This window comes from Streptomyces sp. NBC_00872 (genome assembly GCF_045161915.1).
GTDB lineage: Bacteria > Actinomycetota > Actinomycetes > Streptomycetales > Streptomycetaceae > Streptomyces.
Window position 1 is genome coordinate 7,155,282 of the sequence record NZ_CP108806.1, and the last position, 18,191, is coordinate 7,173,472.

At 70.4% G+C, this 18,191-nt stretch carries 17 protein-coding genes; 12 read left to right on the forward strand and 5 right to left on the reverse strand.

Annotated elements, in window-relative coordinates; genetic code table 11:
• Positions 1-55: 55 nt before the first annotated feature.
• The 4 genes from OG214_RS30595 to OG214_RS30610 all read left to right on the forward strand — a co-directional run bounded on the left by OG214_RS30595 (position 56) and on the right by OG214_RS30610 (position 4,017).
• On the forward strand, positions 56-1,015 hold the full coding sequence (locus OG214_RS30595) for a hypothetical protein (RefSeq protein WP_363084264.1): 960 nt from the start codon (positions 56-58) through the stop codon (positions 1,013-1,015).
• Between the two features lie 43 nt (positions 1,016-1,058).
• Complete coding sequence (locus OG214_RS30600; RefSeq protein ID WP_363084265.1) at positions 1,059-2,594, forward strand: APC family permease; 1,536 nt, start codon at positions 1,059-1,061, stop codon at positions 2,592-2,594.
• Between the two features lie 165 nt (positions 2,595-2,759).
• Positions 2,760-3,425, forward strand: coding sequence for a molybdopterin-dependent oxidoreductase (locus tag OG214_RS30605; RefSeq protein WP_365900644.1), 666 nt, complete (start codon positions 2,760-2,762; stop codon positions 3,423-3,425).
• The gene (locus OG214_RS30610) at positions 3,367-4,017 is read left to right on the forward strand and encodes a cytochrome b/b6 domain-containing protein (protein ID WP_405986550.1); all 651 of its coding nucleotides are present in this window, start codon (positions 3,367-3,369) and stop codon (positions 4,015-4,017) included. The genes OG214_RS30605 and OG214_RS30610 overlap by 59 nt, the downstream gene beginning before the upstream one ends.
• A gap of 39 nt (positions 4,018-4,056) precedes the next feature.
• Here the strand turns inward: OG214_RS30610 and OG214_RS30615 are convergent, their stop codons facing one another.
• The gene (locus OG214_RS30615) at positions 4,057-5,454 is read right to left on the reverse strand and encodes a gluconate:H+ symporter (RefSeq protein WP_363084268.1); all 1,398 of its coding nucleotides are present in this window, start codon (positions 5,452-5,454) and stop codon (positions 4,057-4,059) included.
• An 11-nt stretch (positions 5,455-5,465) separates the two neighbouring features.
• The gene (locus OG214_RS30620; protein ID WP_363084269.1) at positions 5,466-5,978 is read right to left on the reverse strand and encodes a gluconokinase; all 513 of its coding nucleotides are present in this window, start codon (positions 5,976-5,978) and stop codon (positions 5,466-5,468) included.
• A gap of 174 nt (positions 5,979-6,152) precedes the next feature.
• On the opposite strand from OG214_RS30620, the gene OG214_RS30625 reads away from it, so the two are divergent.
• The 3 genes from OG214_RS30625 to OG214_RS30635 all read left to right on the forward strand — a co-directional run bounded on the left by OG214_RS30625 (position 6,153) and on the right by OG214_RS30635 (position 8,658).
• A complete protein-coding gene (locus OG214_RS30625) occupies positions 6,153-6,854 on the forward strand; it encodes an FCD domain-containing protein (protein ID WP_363084270.1) in 702 nt (233 codons plus the stop codon).
• Positions 6,855-6,943: 89 nt separating this feature from the next.
• Complete coding sequence (locus OG214_RS30630; protein ID WP_405986551.1) at positions 6,944-8,029, forward strand: S-(hydroxymethyl)mycothiol dehydrogenase; 1,086 nt, start codon at positions 6,944-6,946, stop codon at positions 8,027-8,029.
• Positions 8,029-8,658 (forward strand): MBL fold metallo-hydrolase, encoded by a 630-nt coding sequence (locus OG214_RS30635; protein WP_405986552.1) that lies wholly within the window; start codon positions 8,029-8,031, stop codon positions 8,656-8,658. Before OG214_RS30630 ends, OG214_RS30635 begins: the two co-directional genes overlap by 1 nt.
• Here the strand turns inward: OG214_RS30635 and OG214_RS30640 are convergent.
• Positions 8,652-9,614, reverse strand: coding sequence for a pseudouridine synthase (locus OG214_RS30640; RefSeq protein ID WP_405986553.1), 963 nt, complete (start codon positions 9,612-9,614; stop codon positions 8,652-8,654). The genes OG214_RS30635 and OG214_RS30640 overlap by 7 nt on opposite strands.
• Positions 9,615-9,834: 220 nt before the next feature.
• Here OG214_RS30640 and OG214_RS30645 point away from each other — a divergent pair, with 220 nt between their 5' ends.
• On the forward strand, positions 9,835-10,707 hold the full coding sequence (locus OG214_RS30645; protein ID WP_383033834.1) for a DMT family transporter: 873 nt from the start codon (positions 9,835-9,837) through the stop codon (positions 10,705-10,707).
• Between the two features lie 31 nt (positions 10,708-10,738).
• Here the strand turns inward: OG214_RS30645 and asnB are convergent, their stop codons facing one another.
• Positions 10,739-12,577: an asparagine synthase (glutamine-hydrolyzing) gene (gene asnB, locus OG214_RS30650; protein ID WP_405986554.1), complete on the reverse strand. Its 1,839-nt coding sequence runs from the start codon at positions 12,575-12,577 to the stop codon at positions 10,739-10,741.
• A gap of 724 nt (positions 12,578-13,301) precedes the next feature.
• On the opposite strand from asnB, the gene OG214_RS30655 reads away from it, so the two are divergent.
• The 4 genes from OG214_RS30655 to OG214_RS30670 all read left to right on the forward strand — a co-directional run bounded on the left by OG214_RS30655 (position 13,302) and on the right by OG214_RS30670 (position 17,240).
• Complete coding sequence (locus tag OG214_RS30655; RefSeq protein WP_405986555.1) at positions 13,302-14,300, forward strand: ParB and winged helix-turn-helix domain-containing protein; 999 nt, start codon at positions 13,302-13,304, stop codon at positions 14,298-14,300.
• A 95-nt stretch (positions 14,301-14,395) separates the two neighbouring features.
• Positions 14,396-15,019, forward strand: coding sequence for an isochorismatase family protein (locus OG214_RS30660; RefSeq protein ID WP_363080450.1), 624 nt, complete (start codon positions 14,396-14,398; stop codon positions 15,017-15,019).
• Positions 15,016-16,902, forward strand: a complete 1,887-nt coding sequence (locus tag OG214_RS30665; RefSeq protein ID WP_405986556.1) for an anthranilate synthase family protein — start codon at positions 15,016-15,018, stop codon at positions 16,900-16,902. The genes OG214_RS30660 and OG214_RS30665 overlap by 4 nt, the downstream gene beginning before the upstream one ends.
• On the forward strand, positions 16,899-17,240 hold the full coding sequence (locus tag OG214_RS30670; protein ID WP_363080448.1) for a hypothetical protein: 342 nt from the start codon (positions 16,899-16,901) through the stop codon (positions 17,238-17,240). The genes OG214_RS30665 and OG214_RS30670 overlap by 4 nt, the downstream gene beginning before the upstream one ends.
• Before the next feature lie 52 nt (positions 17,241-17,292).
• Here the strand turns inward: OG214_RS30670 and OG214_RS30675 are convergent, their stop codons facing one another.
• On the reverse strand, positions 17,293-18,132 hold the full coding sequence (locus tag OG214_RS30675; protein WP_405986557.1) for a PhzF family phenazine biosynthesis protein: 840 nt from the start codon (positions 18,130-18,132) through the stop codon (positions 17,293-17,295).
• Between the last annotated feature and the right edge of the window lie 59 nt (positions 18,133-18,191).

Sequence of the window (18,191 nt, forward strand, 5' to 3'; positions counted from 1 at the left end):
ACCGGTTGGCTGTGCGCGATCATCGCTCGTTCATGTGCCCTGGAGGACCCCGCGGATGTCTCCGCCTCCGCCACCCCTGGGCCGCTTGCGAAGACGTGGCTCACGTTCCGACCAGTTCTTCGATCCGGCCCTCGACGACGCCGAACTCGGCGCGGTAAGAGACCAACTGGCCCAGGGCCGTTGGTCCGAGGCCCGCACCCTCCTCGCCGCCACCGGTGACGACTGGGACCGGCGGGGCCACCGGGCCGTCGTACTGGCCCAGGCCGCCGGTGCCGTCGCCTGGACCCGCGACTGGCTGCTCGCGGAACCCGACAGCTCCGACGCGGCCACCCTGCTCGCCTGCGCCACCGCCGTCGCCGCGCTCCGCGGGAAGGAACAGGAGGCGAAGGCCCGGGAGGCCTGCCGTGAGGCGATCCGCAGGTCCCCCGCCGATCCCACCCCCTGGCTCGGTCTGCTGCTCCTGGCCCGTACGCTCGGCACCGAGGAAGAGACCGCGCGACTCTTCGACGAGGTCAGGACCCGCCACCCCGGACACCACCACGCGCACCACCTGATGGCGGCGCGGCTCGCGGAACGGCATCCCGACGCGGGCCAGGACCCCCTCCACGAGGTGTACGACTTCGCCTCCTGGGCCGCCGAACAGGCCCCCGCCGACTCGCCGTTGGCCGTCCTTCCCGTGGTCGCCCACGCCGAGCGCTACCGGGTGCTCGCGACGGCGGGACACGAGCCCGCCGATCCGGCCGAATCCGGTCACTGGACCGGGCGCCGCGCCCGCCAGGTGCTGAAGACCGCCTTCGACTGGTGGCTGGAGTGGGAGAGCGAGGAGCATCCGCGGGGCCGTGTCGATCTCAACTTCCTCGCCCACGCCCAGTTCCTCGACGGCCGGACCGCCGAGGCGGCGGCGCTCTTCCAGCGCATCGGCCCGCACATCACCCCGGCGCCCTGGTCGTATCCGGACCGGGACCCCCGCAAGGCGTTCACGGCCGCACGCGACGCCGCGTTCGGCGCCGCCTGACCCAGCCCACCATCCCGCCCTCCCCGAAAGGACACCCCCTGTCATGCCGACGGGCAGTTCGAGCACGAGCGAGATCAACACCTTCAAAGGGCAGGAACGAGCCCTGCGCGCCGACCGGCTGGGCACGCTGGGCCTGCTGCTCTCCGTGCTCGCCGCAAGCGCGCCCCTGCTGACGGTCGCCGGTGTCATGTCCGCCGTCTACGGCGTCATGGGCGTCGTCGGCCAGCCCCTGCTGTACGTCATCCTCGGTGTCGTCCTGGTGCTGTTCAGCATCGGATACGCGGAGATGAGCAGACATGTGCACAACGCGGGCGCCTTCTACGCGTACATCGCCCGCGGTCTCGGCCCCACGGCGGGCGCGGGCGCCTCGCTCGTCGCCCTGGTCGCCTACAACGCCATGCAGGTCGGCATCTACGGCATCTTCGGCTTCGAGATCTCCGGACTCTTCGCCACCTACCTCGACATGAGCGTGGTCTGGTGGATACCGGCCCTCGTCGCCGCCGCGGCCGTCGGTCTGCTCGGCTGGCTGAAGATCGACCTCAACGCGAAGGTCCTCGGAGTCCTGCTGTTCATCGAGATCGCCCTGGTCGTGATCTTCGATGTCGCCGCGGTCGCCGATCCGGGCAAGGAGGGGCTGTCCCTCGCCGCGTTCAACCCCGACGCGCTGACCGGCGCGGGCATCGGCACCGCGCTCTGCTTCTGCATCGCCGCCTTCGTCGGGTTCGAACAGGCCCCCGTCTACGCCGAGGAGACCAGCCGCCCGCATGTCGTCGTCTCCCGGGTGATGTTCCTGGCCGTCGGTCTCTCCGCGCTCTTCCTGGCCCTGAGCGCCTGGGCGCTCTCCGTGGCCGCGGGGCCCGGCGAGATCGTCGCCCTCTCCGCCAAGGAGGGGCCCGGACTGATCTTCGGACTCACCGAGAGCCGGCTCGGCGCCACCTTCACCGATGTCCTGCATGTGCTGTATGTGACCGGTATGTTCGCCGCGCTGCTCAGCTTCCACAATGTCGTCGCCCGCTACGCCTTCGCGATGGGGCGCGAGGGGCTGCTGCCCGCCGCCTTCGGCCGGACGAACAAGACCAGTGGCGCCCCCGCCTCCGGTTCCGCCCTCCAGTCCGTGTTCTCGATCGTCGTGGTGCTCGCCTTCGCGATCACCGACGACAAGCCCGTCGGCGATCCGACCGCGCCGGTGCTGCGCCTGTTCACCTGGATGGGCAATGTCGGCGCGCTCGGTGTCATCGTGCTGATGGCCGCGGCCTCCTTCGCCGTCATCGTCTTCTTCGTACGGCGCGGCGCCGGGCGCCCGCAGGCCCCGCGCCTGGCCGCCTCCGCCCTGGCGGGCCTCGCGCTGGTGGCGATCGCCGTGTACACGGTGAAGGACTTCGACGTCCTGGTCGGCGCGGGCCCCGGCTCCTCGCTGAGCTGGGTCCTGCCGGGGATCATCCTGCTGGCGCTGCTCGGCGGGGTGGTGTACGGACTGGTGCTGCGCTCCGCCAGGCCCGAGGTGCACGCCCGTATCGGGCTGGGCAACGAGGCCTTCCAGCTGGAGAAGGCCGCCGAGTCGGAGACGGCCGGGGTCTGAGATCCGGGATCCGAAACCCGAGATCCGAAACCTGAGATCTGACGAATTCCTCACGTGTACCCGCGGCCCCTGGTTTCCGGGGGCCGCGGGTGTTCTCCTCGGTGGGTGAACTCTCAACAGAGCGAGCCCGAAGGCACCCCCGTGGGCCGCCGGCTGGTGCTCTCCATGCTCGGTCTGGGCGCGGCAGGACTCGTCGCGGCGCCCTCTCTCCAGCGCGGCCTCGAAGCCTTCCTCGGCTCGGCCGCCGACAAGGACCCCACCGGTCTGACCGGACTGCTGCCCAACGGCGGCGGCTTCCGCTACTACTCCGTCACCGCCTCCGTGCCCCGGAAGAACGCGGACACCTACCGGCTGACGGTCGACGGACTGGTCGACCGGCCCACCACGTACACCCTCGACGCGCTGCGGAAGCTGCCCCAGACCCGGATGGTCCGCGATGTGCAGTGTGTGACCGGCTGGCGCGTCCCGCACACGCCGTTCGAGGGCGTACGGCTCTCGGACCTCCTCGACGCGGCCGGGGTGCGCCCGGGGGCCGGGGCGGTCCGCTTCACCTGCTTCGACGGCGCGTACAGCGAGAGCCTGACGCTGGAGCAGGCCCGGCGCGCCGATGTGCTGGTGGCGCTGAGGATGCGGGACGAGGCGATCGGGCACGCGCATGGCGGCCCGGTCCGGCTCTATGTGGCGCCGATGTACTTCTACAAGTCGGCGAAATGGCTCTCCGGGATCTCCGTCACCTCCGAGGTGAGGCCCGGCTACTGGGAGGAGCGCGGCTATGACGTCGACGCCTGGGTCGGCAGGTCCAACGGCCGCGACGACACCCCGACCGTCTGAGCGGATACGGCGCTTCAGCACCGCCGAGCGCTGGACGCACCGTACGACCGGCGCGCTGATGCTCGTCTGCGTGGTGACCGCGGGCTGTCTCTACGTACCGCAGCTCGCCGAACTGGTCGGCCGCCGGTATCTCGTCGTCACCGTCCACGAGTGGTCGGGGCTGCTGCTGCCGGTCCCCGTACTGCTCGGCCTCGGCTCCCGCGCCTTCCGCGCCGATCTGCGCCGGCTCAACCGCTTCCTGCCGTACGACAAGGAGTGGCTGCGTGCCGTACTGCGGCGCGACGAGCGTCCCGGCTCCCGGCCGGCCGGGAAGTTCAACGCGGGACAGAAGCTCTACGCGGCCTGGATCGCGGGCGCCGTGCTGGTGATGCTCGGCACGGGTCTGCTGATGTGGTTCACCGGTCTCGCCCCGGTCGTGTGGCGTACGAGCGCCACCTTCCTGCACGACTGGCTGGCCCTGGCCATCGGCATCGTGCTCATCGGGCACATCGGGATGGCGTACGGGGATCCGGTGGCCCGGCGCGGTATGCGCACCGGGTCGGTGGACCGGGCGTGGGCGGAGCGGGAGCACTCCCGGTGGAAGGAGGAGTGACCCGGCCCCGCCCGGTCCGGCCGCGGCGGCCGGCCCCGGCTACAACACCAGGGAGAGCAGCAGCACACAGCCCAGACCGACCACGGAGATGATGGTCTCCATCACCGACCAGGTCTTGATCGTCTGACCGACGTCCATCCCGAAGTACTCCTTCACCAGCCAGAACCCCGCGTCGTTCACATGGCTGAAGAAGAGCGAGCCCGCGCCGATCGCCAGCACCAGCAGCGCGGCGTGCGAGGTGGACATGTCCGCCGCGAGCGGCGCCACCAGACCGGCCGCCGAGATGGTCGCCACGGTGGCGGAACCGGTCGCCAGCCGGATCGCCACCGCGATCAGCCAGGCCAGCAGCAGGGCGGGAATCGACCAGTCCTCGGAGATGTCCAGGACCATCCGGCCCACCCCGGAGTCGATCAGCGTCTGCTTGAAGCCGCCGCCCGCGCCGACGATCAGCAGCACGCCCGCGATCGGGCCGAGCGACTTCTCGACCGTCGAGGCGATCCGGTCCTTGGTGAACCCGGCCGCGCGGCCCAGGGTGAAGAGCCCGACGACGACGGCGGCGAGCAGCGCGATCAGCGGTGAACCGACGACATCGGCGACCCGCTGGACGGTGTGCTCCGGGTCGTCCACGACGATGTCCACGAGCGCCTTGCCCAGCATCAGCACCACGGGCAGCAGCACGGTGGAGACCGTCGCGGCGAAGCTCGGCCGCCTCTCCAACTCCACGGAGGCGCGCTGCGGCACCATCTTGTCGGGGGCCGGGATGTCCACCCACCGCGCCGCGTACCGGGAGAAGAGCGGTCCGGCGATGATCACGGTCGGAATGGCGACGACCACACCGAGCGCCAGCGTGACCCCCAGATTGGCGCCGATCGCGTCGATGGCGACCAGCGGCCCGGGGTGCGGCGGGATCAGCCCGTGCATCACGGAGAGCCCGGCCAGCGCGGGGATGCCGATCCGCATCAGGGAGTGGTTGCCGCGCTTGGCCACCAGCAGCACCACCGGGATCAGCAGCACGATACCGACCTCGAAGAAGAGCGGCAGCCCGATGACCGAGGCGATGAGGACCATCGCCCACGGCATCGCGCGCCCGCTCGCCTTCGCGAGGATCGTGTCGACGATCTGGTCGGCGCCGCCGGAGTCCGCGAGGAGTTTGCCGAGGATCGCGCCGAGCGCGATCAGCACGCCCACCCCCGCGACGGTGGAGCCGAGGCCGGTGGTGAAGCTGGCTATGACCTTGTCCAGCGGGGCGCCCGCGAAGGCGCCGAGCGCCAGCGAGCCGATGGTCAGGGCCAGAAAGGCATGGAGCTTGACGACGGTGATGAGGAGGACGATGACGGCGATACCGGCGAGTACGGCTATACCCAACTGGGCGTTGCCCGCCGAGGTGATCGGCTCGACGGCGTCCGCTGCCAGCGTCTCGACACTGAGACTGGTCACGGGGGATTCCTTCAGTTCTCGTCGAGCCGGCGCAGCGCGGCGACGGCCCGGGTGGTGATTTCTTGTGGGGTACCTGACACATCGACGGCGACGCCCGCCTCGTCGGCCGCCAGGTTCTCCAGGGCCGCGAACTGGGAGTCCAGGAGCGCGACGGGCATGAAGTGCCCCTTGCGCTCCGCCAGCCGCCGCCCGATGAGCGCCCGGTCGCCGGTCAGATGCAGGAAGACGGCGCCGGGCGCGGCGGCGCGCAGCCGGTCGCGGTAGGCGCGCTTGAGCGCGGAGCTGCTCACCACACCGCCGAGTCCGGCCCGCTCGTGGGCCCAGCTCCCGATCGCGTCGAGCCAGGGCCACCGGTCCATGTCGTCCAGCGGTACGCCGGCGGACATCTTGGCGATGTTCGCGGGCGGGTGGAAGTCGTCGCCCTCGGCGTACGGGACGCCCAGTGCGGCGGCGAGCAGGGGCCCGACCGTGGTCTTGCCGGTTCCTGACACGCCCATCACCACGACGACGTGGGGGGTGCTCATCGCTTGCCTCGCTGTCTTCTTCGACATCGGTCCGTCACGGACGCCGTGGGCGAGCCAGGTCGGGCGCGCTGGGTCCGTCGCGCAACTGAAACCCATTAGGTACGACGTATTCAAGAGTCTGTGATGTAAACGTCGTACTTTTTACCCGGGGACCCCGCCCCGTAGGCTTGCCCCATGACCACAGAAGGCCGGGGCCTGCATACCCGTGTGCTGGACACTCTCGGCCTCGCCATCACCGCGGGGGAGTATCCCGAGGGCAGCGTGGTCCGCACCGACGAGGTCGCCCAGCGCTTCGACGTCTCGCGCACCGTCGTCCGCGAGGTGGTCCGCGTCCTCGAATCGATGCACCTCGTGGAGTCCAGACGCCGGGTGGGCGTGACCGTACGTCCCACCGAGGAGTGGAACGTCTACGATCCGCGGGTCATCCGCTGGCGCCTCGCCGGTACGGACCGGCCCCGCCAGCTCCGTTCACTGACCGTGCTGCGCTCCGCGGTCGAACCGGTCGCGGCCGGACTCGCCGCCCGCCACGCCACTCCCGAACAGTGCGCCGCCCTCACCGAGCAGGCGCTCGGGATGGTCGCCACCTCGCGGGGGCGCCGGCTGGAGGAGTATCTCGTCCACGACATCGCCTTCCACCGGGTGGTGCTGAACGCCTCGGGCAACGAGATGTTCGCCAGGCTCGGCGATGTGGTCGCCGAGATCCTCACCGGCCGTACGCACCACCAGGTGATGTTCGACGACCCGGACCCGGCGGCCGTGACCCTCCATGTCGGTGTCGCCGAGGCCGTCCGCGAGGGCGACGCGGCCCGCGCCGAGGAACTCACCAGGGAGATCGCCGTCGGCGCCCTCCAGGAACTGGACGTGCTGGCCCCCTGACGGGCGTCGGTGTCCCCCGGCACCCGCCCCGGCGCGGGATAGTGGTGCCGAAGGTTCCGTCCCAGAGGTGAGGAAAGGCAGGTCCTGGCATGGCGCAGCAGGTGCAAGGGGTCATCGCCCCCGGCAAGAACGAGCCGGTACGGGTCGAGACGATCGTCGTACCCGACCCCGGCCCCGGCGAGGCCGTGGTGACGGTGCAGGCGTGCGGTGTGTGCCACACCGATCTGCACTACAAGCAGGGCGGGATCAACGACGACTTCCCCTTCCTCCTCGGCCACGAGGCCGCGGGCGTGGTGGAGTCGGTCGGCGAGGGCGTCACCGAGGTCGCACCCGGTGACTTCGTCGTCCTCAACTGGCGTGCGGTGTGCGGCGCCTGCCGGGCCTGTCTGCGCGGCCGGCCGCAGTACTGCTTCAACACCCACAACGCCCGGCAGAAGATGACCCTGACGGACGGTACGGAACTCTCCCCGGCGCTCGGCATCGGCGCCTTCGCGGAGAAGACCCTCGTCGCCGCGGGCCAGTGCACCAAGGTCGACCCGACCGTCTCACCGGCGGTGGCCGGACTGCTCGGCTGCGGTGTGATGGCGGGCATCGGCGCCGCGATCAACACCGGCCAGGTCGGCCGCGGCGACTCGGTCGCGGTCATCGGCTGCGGCGGTGTGGGCGACGCGGCCGTCGTCGGCGCGCGTCTGGCGGGCGCGGCCCGGATCATCGCCGTCGACATCGACGACCGCAAGCTGGAGACGGCGAAGTCGATGGGCGCCACCCACACCGTCAACTCCCGCTCCACCGACCCCGTCGAGGCGATCCGTGAGCTGACCGGAGGGTTCGGCGCGGATGTCGTCATCGAGGCGGTCGGCCGTCCCGAGACATACGAGCAGGCCTTCTACGCCCGCGATCTGGCCGGGACCGTCGTCCTCGTCGGTGTGCCCACCCCCGAGATGAGGCTCGAACTGCCGCTGCTCGACGTCTTCGGCCGCGGCGGCGCCCTCAAGTCGTCCTGGTACGGCGACTGTCTGCCGTCCCGTGACTTCCCCATGCTCATCGATCTGCACCAGCAGGGCCGTATCGACCTCGCCGCCTTCGTCACCGAGACCATCGGACTCGGCGATGTGGAGAAGGCGTTCGCCCGGATGCACGAGGGCGATGTCCTGCGCTCGGTGGTGGTGTTCTGATGACCGCCCGTATCGACCATCTCGTCACCTCCGGCACCTTCTCGCTCGACGGCGGCACCTGGGACGTCGACAACAACGTCTGGATCGTCGGCGACGACTCCGAGGCGATCGTCATCGACGCCGCGCACGACGCCGCCGCCATCGAGGAGGCGCTCGGCGGCCGGACGCTGCGCGCCATCGTCTGCACCCACGCGCACAACGACCACATCGACGCGGCCCCGGCCCTCGCCGAGGCCACCGGCGCGCCCGTACTGCTGCACCCCGACGATCTGCCGCTGTGGAAGCAGACATACCCCGAGCGGCTCCCGGACGGCGAACTGACCGACGGCAGGACCCTCTCCGTCGCCGGTACCACCCTGACCGTGCTCCACACCCCCGGGCACGCGCCGGGCGCGGTCTGTCTGCACGCCCCCGAGCTGTCGACGGTCTTCACCGGCGACACCCTCTTCCAGGGCGGCCCCGGCGCCACCGGACGGTCCTTCTCGCACTTCCCGACGATCATCGACTCGATCCGCGACCGGCTGCTCGGTCTGCCGCCGGAGACCGTCGTACGGACCGGCCACGGCGACTCGACCACCATCGGCGCCGAGGCACCGGATCTGGCAGAGTGGATCCAGCGCGGTCACTGACCGGACGGCCGGTCGAGGCGGGTGAGCGGTACGAGCCGGAGACGGCTCTCGAAACGGTACGGCTCACCCGTCAGCGGATCGGTGAACTCCAGCACCTTCGCCAGCAGTTGGAGGGGCCGGGTGTAGTCCGTACGGTCGGGCGGAACCTCCTCAAGGACCACCGGGTAGACCGGGTCATGGAGCAGCGGCAGCCCCAGGCTGTTCATATGGACCCGTAGCTGATGGGTACGGCCGGTGGCGGGCGACAGCCGGTACCGGCCGAATCCGCCCAGGTGCTCAAGCAGTTCGATCCGGCTCTCGCTGTTCGGCTCGCCCGGCACCTCCCGCGCGGCCAGCGTCCCGCGCTCCTTCTTGATTCGGCTGCGCACGGTGACGGGCAGCGCCACCGCGGGGTCGTACGGGGCCACCGCCTCGTACTCCTTGCGCACCCGCCGGTCCCGGAACAGCGTCTGGTACGCGCCCCGGTCCCCGGCCCGTACGACAAAGAGCGCGAGCCCCGCCGTCAGCCGGTCGAGCCGGTGCGCGGGCTGGAGCTCGGGCAGTCCCAGCTCCCGCCGCAGTCTGGCCAGCGCGGTCTCGGTGACATGGCGTCCGCGTGGTGTGGTGGCCAGGAAGTGCGGCTTGTCCGCGACCACGATCCGCTCGTCCCGGTGCACGATCCCGATCTCGAACGGCACGCGCTCCTCGGGGGCGAAATCCCGGTGGAACCAGATATAACGCCCTGCCGTGTACGGCTCCGCACCCCTCACCGGACCGTCCACCCCGGCGAAACGCCCCGCGCGCAGTATCGCGTCGACACGCTCCGCCCCGATGGCGGCCCCGAACCGCGCGACCAGATGATCCCGTACGGTCTCCCACTCCCCGCCGGGATCCGGGGGCAGCCGCACCCGCACCGGGTCGATCCCGTCGCGCTGCGGCAGCGGCGAGGGCGGCGGGTGTCGATGTCTGCGTACCACGGTTCCCCGCGCCCCTTTCGGTGTGGCTTCCGCCCCACGGAGCGCCGGCGCCGCGAGTCTACCGAGGCCGGCGGGTCCTTCCCGGCCGCGAGGCGGAGCCCGGAGAGCGGCCGGGGGAGGGGTTGGGTGTGCCGCTCAGGGGTAACCCGTTCGGCCCTCGGGTGGATGGATTGGAGTGATATGGCATGGTTCCGCCACCGGTGACCCGCATGATGGTCCGGTGATCAGTGTCCTGTTCGCCCTCCTGACCGCGATCAGCAACGGCTCCGCCTCGGTGCTCCAGCGCCGGGCCGCCGCCACGGCGCCCGATGTCGAGTCCATGCGGCTCTCGCTGATCAGCCATCTCCTGCGGCAGAAGGTGTGGCTGGCGGGGATCGGTCTGGTGATCGTGGCGGCGGGGTGCCAGGCGGTGGCGCTCGCCACCGGGCCGATCGCCGTGGTGCAGCCGATCTTCGTGATCGAGCTGCCCGCCACCCTGCTGATCGCCGGACATGTCTTCCATCGCAAGCTGCCGCGCGGTGTCTGGTACGGCGTGGCCGCGGTGACCGGCGGGCTGGCGCTGGGCATGGCCTCCGCGGCCCCCGGCGGAGGCCATGACTCGGTGCGGGGCTACGCCTGGATCCCGGCGCTGATCGCCACCGGGGTCTTCGAGGCCGTACTGATCCTCTGCGCGCTGCGGCTGCGCGGCAATCCGCGTGCCGCCCTGCTCGGCCTCGCCGCGGCCTGCGGTTACGCGCTGACCGCCGCGCTGATGAAGGACGCCGTGGCCCGGCTCGACAACGGGGGCGGGGCCGCGGCGCTGTTCTCCTCCTGGCAGCTCTACGCCACCGCGGTGGCCGGGGTGGGCGCGCTGTTCCTGCTCCAGAACGCGCTCCAGGCGGGCTGGCTGGCCGCCTCCCAGCCGATGCTCACCCTCGGCGACGCGCTGATCAGCATCACCTACGGGGTGCTCCTGTTCGGCGAGACCCTGCGCACCGGCTGGTGGCTGGTGCCTCAGATCCTGGCCGTCGGGCTGATCGCGGTGGGCTGTGTGGATCTGGCCAAGTCCCCCCTCGCCGGCGGCGGCCCGCCCCCGCAGCCCCGTGTCCGCTGACACGGGAGCCACGGGGGCGCGGACCGGTGTCTCAGCCGAGATGGATCTCGGGCTGGTAGAGGTCGAACCAGTGGTACAGGTCCAGCACCCGTTCCAGACCGCGCCGGTCGCCGCTCGGCATCGTGACGTTCCGCCCGACGGCATCGGTCAGCCAGGCCCGGTCGATCAGGGTGAACACCGGGTGGTCGTGGTCGGCGAGCACCTCTTTCGCCTGCTGCTGGAGAGCGGCTCCGTACCCGGGGTCCTGGGTGGAGGGATAGGGACTCTTCAGCCGGCCCTGCACCGACGGCGGCACCACATGCGCGGTGGCGTGCCGCAGCAGGCTCTTCTCCCTGCCGTCGAAACTCTTCAGCGACCACGGGGTGTTGTACACGTACTCGACCAGCCGGTGGTCGCAGAACGGGACCCGGACCTCAAGTCCGACCGCCATCGACACCCGGTCCTTGCGGTCGAGCAGCATCCGTACGAACCGGGTCAGATGCAGATTGCCGATCGTACGCATCCGCCGCTCGTGGGCGCCGGCCCCCGGGAGGTGCTCGACCGCCGCCACCGCCGTCGCGTACTGGTCGGCGACATAGGTGTCGAGATCGAGGGTGCGGCGCAGATCCGGGTGGATCGCCGCGGCCCGGTCCTGGCTCATCGGGCTGCGGTAGGCGAGCCAGGGGAAGGTGGGCGCGTTGACCGCGACGGGGTCGTGGAACCAGCGGTAGCCGCCGAACACCTCGTCCGACGACTCGCCCGACAGGGCCACCGTCGACTCCGCCCGGATGGCCTTGAACAGCAGATACAGCGAGGTGTCCGTCTCGCCCAGACCGACCGGCATATCGCGTGCGGTGATCACCGCCCGGCGCAGCGCGGGGTCGGTCAGCTCGTGCGGGCTGAGCGTCACGAAGCGGTGTTCCGAGCCGACCAGCTCCACCACATCGCGGATGTACGGAGTGTCCGGGCTGTCCCAGTTCTCGTCGGCCCGGAAGGTCTCCTCCCTGTTGGCGAAGTCCACCGAGAACGTACGCAGCCGCTCGCCCTGTTCCGCCAGCCGGGCCGCGGCGAGCCCGGTGACCGCGCTGGAGTCCAGGCCGCCGGAGAGCAGTACGCACTGGGGCACATCGGCGACGAGCTGGCGGCGCACGATGTCGGTCATCAGCTCACCGACCCTGGCCACCGTCGTCTCCTGGTCGTCCGTGTGCTCCGTGGCGTCGAGTCTCCAGTAGACGCGGGTGCGGATGCCCCGGGCGTCGACGGTCACGACGGTGGCGGGCTCGACCTCGTACATGTCCTTCCACAGGGCCCAGCCCGGCGTCATGGTGAACGCGATCAGCTCGCGCAGACCGGCGGTGTCGACCGCCCTGCGCGCCGCCGGACTGGCCAGGATCGCCTTCGGCTCCGAGCCGAACAGGACGCCGTCGGGGGTCGGGTAGTAGTAGAGGGGCTTGACCCCCAGCCGGTCGCGGATCATGAGCAGCTTGTCCTCGCGCTCGTCCCAGATCGCGAAGGCGAACATGCCGTTGAGATGCTCGGCCAGGCCCTCGCCCCACTCCAGATAGCCGAGCAGGACCACCTCGGTGTCACTGGCGGTACGGAACCGGTGCCCCTTGCTCTCCAGCTCCGCCCGCAGCTCGGTGAAGTTGTAGACCTCGCCGGTGTAGACCAGGGCGACGGTGCCGCTGGGTGTCCGTACCTCCATCGGCTGCCTGCCGCCGGCGAGGTCGATGACCGCCAGACGCCGATGGCCCAGTCCCACATGCGGCCGGAGCCAGACGCCCGCGTCGTCCGGGCCCCGGCAGGCCATGGTGTCGGTCATCGCGGCCAGTACATCGCGGCGCTGTCTCAGATCGGAGTCGTAGGAGACCCAGCCGGCGATTCCACACATAAGCGGTCACTCCTGGTAGCAGTGCGACGGTGCTGATCCCGTCGGGGGGAGCCTCGCGAAGCAGGGAAGAAACAGGGGAGCGGAAATGCTTCCGAAAAGCGATGGCGGTACCTGGCCTGACTGCTTGAATTCTTTTATCACTGTGCGTCGAGGCCTGTCCAGGGTCGATCCGGTGAACGGCGCCGACGGCCGTACGCTGTCCAGCCGAGGAAAATCGCCAGTTGGACGGCCTGCTGGTCCGGTATTTTCCCTGGCAGACCTGAGCAGTGGCACACCGCCGTATTTCCGCGACCGCCCGTATCCCGTAGGGGCGGTCGCGGACCGCTGTCCCGGTACCGAAAGAACCGGTGCTCTGCCGGAATGCGCGATTCCATTGCCGAAATCTTTGCCGTTATGTCTCTTGCGGTCCGCCCAGGTATCCGTACGGGGATGGATTTCTGTCGAACCGGAGCGAAATTTCCACCGAACCGCAGACGTGGCACGGCCGCCCACCCTGTGTGCACGATGGCGTGCACCGTCTGCCACGTTTGTGACATTGACGTTCTCGACATTCAGTCCCTAGTGTTTGCGGCGGATCTTCATCGGAGGTTTATCTCATTTCCTTGCGATGGTTGGGGTGTAAATGGTGAAGAATTCAACGGCCGGTCCTCTCGGAAGAGAGAGCGGCCTTTCCTATGAACGCAGGGGCGCGATTCCGGGACGCCGGCGGAAGACGCTGGGACCGGTGGTCAAGGTGGTCATCGGGTCATTGGTGACCGCCGACACACCGCGAACCGCGGGGGAGAATCCGGAGCATGTCAGAATGCTGGCCGGTGCCCCGGGCGAATTCCCGCCGATCGTCGTGCACCGCGCGACCATGCGCGTGGTCGATGGTCTGCACCGGGTTCGCGCCGCCGAACTGCGCAAGCAGGAGTTCATCACTGCCCGGATGTTCGAGGGCGACGAGGCCGAGGCATTCGTGCTCGCGGTGCAGGCGAATCTGACGGGCGGGCTGCCGCTCTCCGTGGCCGACCGCAAGGCCGCCGCCGCGCGCATCATCGCCTCGCACCCCCAGTGGTCCGACCGATTAACTGCCTCCGTCACCGGACTCTCCGCCAAGACGGTCGCCGAGGTGCGTCGCCGGCACCCCGCCGAGACGACGCGCCGGCCGGACAGCAGGATCGGCAGGGACGGCCGGGTCCGGCCCACCGACGCCATGGAGAAACGCCGGCTCGCCTCCGAACTGATCCTGCGCAACCCCGAGTTGTCCCTCCGCCAGATCGCCAAGGCGGTGGGGATCTCACCGGAGACGGCACGGTCGGTCCGCGCCCGGCTGCTCCGTGAGGAGGGCCCGGTCGAACGGGAGCCCGACGAAGGGCGATGGACGGGCGAGGCGCCCTCGCTTCCGTCCTCGCTCCCGCTTCCGTCCCCGCTTCCGCCCTCGCTCCCGCTCCCGGCCTCCGGCGACGCGCGCGCCGGTTCCGGGCCTGGCCAGGAGTCCGCGGACCGCGCCACGGTGGTCCAGCGGCTCAGGACGGATCCCTCGCTCCGCTACAGCGAGAACGGGCGCACCCTGCTGCGGCTGATGGAGGCCCACGCCATGAGCAGCGAGAAGTGGGCGACCCTCGCGAACAGCGTCCCCGCCCACCGCCGGCGCGCCATCGCCAACGCGGCGATGGAGTACGCCAGAGGCTGGCGGGTGGTCGCCGAGCAACTGGCCCGTAAAGCCCCCCACTCGGCATAGGTCCTGTCCGGTCCCAGCGATTGCGCCCCGCGCCACGACGTTCGAGACGTTCTTCCCGGCCGGTACTCAAGCCTTCTTCAAGGAGAGAGCCACTCATGCCCGGCATTCCCCCCATAACGCCCTACACGTTACCCGGCGCCGCCGATCTCCCCGCCAACTCCGCCCGCTGGACCGCCGATCCCCGCCGTGCCGTACTGCTGGTCCACGACATGCAGCGGTACTTCCTGCGCCCGTTCCCCGAGAGCGTGCGGGACCCGCTCGTACGGAACGCCGCCGGACTCCTCGACCGGTGCCGTCAGCTGGGCGTACCCGTGGCGTACACGGCGCAGCCCGGAGGCATGACCGACGAACAGCGGGGTCTGCTCAAGGACTTCTGGGGCCCCGGGATGCGTACGGACCCGGCGGACCGGGAGGTGGTGGAGCCGCTGGCCCCCGGCCCGGACGACCGGCGGCTCACCAAATGGCGCTACAGCGCGTTCCACCGCTCCGATCTGCTCGACTGGATGCGGGCACAGGAGCGCGACCAGCTTCTCGTCTGCGGTGTGTACGGGCATGTGGGGGTGCTGGCGAGCGCGGTGGAGGCGTTCACCCATGACATCCAGCCGTTTCTGGTGGCCGACGCCATAGGGGACTTCTCGCGGCGCCACCATCGCATGGCGCTGGAGTACGCGGCGCAGCGCTGCGCCATGGTGCTCACCCACAGACAGGTTCTGTCATGACCGGGGATCACCTGCTGGCCCGGGTGCTGGCCGACCGGCCGCCGCCCTTCGCGCTGCTGCACCGCCCGGAGACGACCGGCCGGGGCCGGCTGGACGTACTGCTCGGCGAACTGTCGGAGCCGGCCACCCTCGCCCAGATCCCCGTACCCGCGGACTCCCGCGGACAGGGCCAGGACGTTCTGGTGATCATCCCCTACCGCCAGATCGCCGAACGCGGTTTCGCCTGTGTCGACGACGGGGCACCACTGCTGGCGCTGCGGGTGACGGAACAGGCCGTGCTGCCGCTGCCCGAGGTGCTGAGCCGTATCCCCGATGTCCCGATCACCCTCGCGAACAGCGGATTCGACATCGCGGACGAGGAGTACGCGGAGATCGTCCGCAGGGTCGTCGCGGACGAGATCGGCACCGGCGAGGGCGCGAACTTCGTCGTCAAGCGCTCGTTCGTCGCGGACATCGAGGGGTACGACCCGGCCCACGCGCTCGCGTTCTTCCGGCGGTTGTGCGCCCGCGAGTCGGGCGCGTACTGGACGTTCATCGTGCACACCGGGGCCCGTACCTTCGTCGGCGCCACCCCGGAGCGGCATATCAGCCTGCGCGCGGGCACGGCCGTGATGAACCCCGTCAGCGGCACCTACCGCTACCCCGAGGGCGGCCCGGTGCTCTCCGACGTACTGGAGTTCCTCTCCGACGAGAAGGAGAGCGACGAGCTGTACATGGTGCTGGACGAGGAGCTGAAGATGATGGCCCGCGTCTGCGACTCCGGCGGGCGGGTCGTGGGTCCGCGGCTGAAGGAGATGGCACGGCTCGCGCACACCGAGTACCTCATCGAGGGCCGTTCCCACCGGGAACCGCAGGAGATCCTGCGCGAGACGCTCTTCGCGCCGACGGTGACCGGGAGCCCGCTGGAGAGCGCCTGCCGGGTCATCAGCCGGTACGAGCCGCAGGGGCGCGGATACTACAGCGGTGTCATGGCCCTGATCGGCCGGGAGGACGGCGCGCGGTCCCTGGACTCCGCCATTCTGATCCGTACCGCGGACATCGACCGCGCGGGCCGGGTGGACATCGGCGTGGGCGCCACACTCGTACGCCACTCCGACCCCGTCTCCGAGGCCGCCGAGACCAGGGCGAAGGCGGCCGGACTGCTCTCCGCACTGGAAGGCGACCGGCAGGGGCGCCTCGGTGACCATCCCGCCGTGCGGTCGGCGCTGGCCAGTCGCAACGAGGACCTCGCCCGGTTCTGGCTCGCCGACGGCCCCGCCGGCCGGGCGGGCCCGGCGGCCCGGGAGCGGCCCTCACCGGCCCTGGCCGGCCGTCGCGTACTGGTCGTCGACGCCGAGGACACCTTCACCGCGATGATCGGGCATCAGCTCCGCTCCCTGGGAACGCGGGTGACGGTACGCCGGTTCGACGAGGAGTACTCCCTCGACGAGTACGAGCTGGTCGTCATGGGTCCGGGACCGGGCGATCCCAACGACGGCGGCGATCCCAGGATCGCCCATCTGCACACGGCGATCGGCACCCTGCTGGAACGGCGCCTTCCGTTCCTCGCGGTCTGTCTGAGCCACCAGGTGCTCAGCCGGCGCCTCGGTCTGGACGTGACGCGCTGCGACGACTGCCGCCAGGGCACCCGCCGTGAGATCGATCTGTTCGGCACGCGCGTACTCGCCGGGTTCTACAACACCTTCGCCGCCCGCTGCGACACGGACGAGATCGATGTCCCCGGTATCGGCCGGGTCGAGGTCGGCCGGGACGCCGGGAACGGTGAGGTGCACGCGCTGCGCGGACCCCGTTTCACCTCGATGCAGTTCCACGCCGAATCGGTGCTCACCCGGGACGGGCGGCGAATCTGGGCCACTCATATGGAAGAGGTGCTCCGCGCGTGAACGTCACCATCGCCTGGTGGGATCTGACCGGGTCCGAGCAGACCATCGACTCGCTGCGGGAGTATCTGCGGGGCGGTGACGGAGTGCCGCAGTGGACCTCGGTCAAGGGCCTGCGGCTGAAGTTCTGGATCTCCGACCGCCCGGGGAACCGCTGGGGAGCGGTGATGCTCTGGGAATCGGCGGAAGCCGGCGAGCAGCAGTCGCTGCCGCCGCACCGCGCCGCCCGTCTGATCGGCTATCCGCCCACCGAGCGGGTGCGGTTCGAGGTCGAGGCCACGGTCGAGGGCGCGTACGACAGAGCGGCGCTGTCCGGCCTCGGACTGGTCTACGAGACGTGATCCGCGAGGTCCGGTCCGCGGCGCCCGACTCCGCCGCGGACCACGACGGTCCTCACACCTGGAAGGTCCCCCGGGCCACGATCACCGCGGAGCCCGCCACCTCCACCATCTCCACCCGCTCACCGGCGCCGTCGGCGATGGCGAGCATCGTGGAGGGGCGGCCCATCTCGACGCCCTGGCAGATCTCGATCCGGCGCCCGAACGGGATCAGCCCGTGGCGTGCCAGATGTATCGCGAGCGGTCCGGCGGCCGATCCCGTCGCCGCGTCCTCGGCGACACCGTAGGCGGGCGAGAACATCCGCGTCCGCCAACTGCTCCCGGATCCCGCGAAGCAGTTGGCCGCCATGTCGTGATGCCTGGCCAGCGCCCGCAGATCGGGCCGCACCTCGGACAGTGCCTCCACACTGTGGAGTCCGACGAACACATGGCGCGGCCCGTTGCGGTAGACCTCCACCGGCAGGACGGAGGACTTCACACCGAGCGCGTCGAGCAGCTCGTCGACCTCCGCGTAGGGCTCCCAGGTCGGGATCGGCTGCCGCATGCACGCCGAGCGGATCCCGCCGTCCGGGCCCCGGTCGAACACGAACGGAACGGTACTCACGGCGGTTTCCATCAGCAGCCGGTCCTGCCGGGTGGTCGCGCCCAGCACGATCGCGGTGCCCAGTGCCGGATGGCCGGCGAACGGCAGCTCGTTCACCGGGGTGAAGATACGGACCCGTACGTCCCCGCCGTCCTGGGGCGGAAGGACGAATGTCGTCTCCGAGAGATTCAGTTCCCGGGCCAGTCGCTGCATCTGCGCGGTGGACAGGTCGGCGGCGTCGAGGAAGACGGCCAGCGGATTTCCGGAGAGAGGTTCGTCGGTGAAGACATCGGCCACTACATAATCATGCATTCCCGCAAAATACTGGGCTGAAGAGGGAGCCCGCAAGAATTCGCCGTCCGTCCAAGTGC